This is a genomic window from Cupriavidus sp. SIMBA_020, assembly GCF_046535395.1.
Taxonomy (GTDB): domain Bacteria; phylum Pseudomonadota; class Gammaproteobacteria; order Burkholderiales; family Burkholderiaceae; genus Cupriavidus; species Cupriavidus campinensis.
Genome location: NZ_JAWRWU010001602.1, coordinates 1 through 238, shown reverse-complemented (window position 1 = coordinate 238; position 238 = coordinate 1). Strand labels below are relative to the sequence as shown.

Annotated in this window: 1 protein-coding gene; it reads right to left on the bottom strand. The window is 41.6% G+C overall.

The features are described 5' to 3' along the window. The coding region (locus SB751_RS35015) for a 3'(2'),5'-bisphosphate nucleotidase CysQ (RefSeq protein WP_410749617.1) at positions 1 to 238 on the bottom strand (238 nt) is incomplete at both ends.

Below are 238 nucleotides of genomic sequence, written 5' to 3'. Positions count from 1 at the left end.
ATAACAATAAAATCCGGATTTTCTGTACTTTCTCTTTGGTTATACGTTAAAGGATTAAATTCAGCGTCGGTAATACAGCCGCCCGCTTCTTCAACAATAACTTGCGATGCACCCGTATCCCACTCACCTGTAGGACCTATTCTTAAAAAACAATCTGCTTTACCCTCAGCAACAATACACGCCTTAAGTGAACACGAACCTAAAGCCACCGTTGCAAATTGCGCATTTAGATACTGGC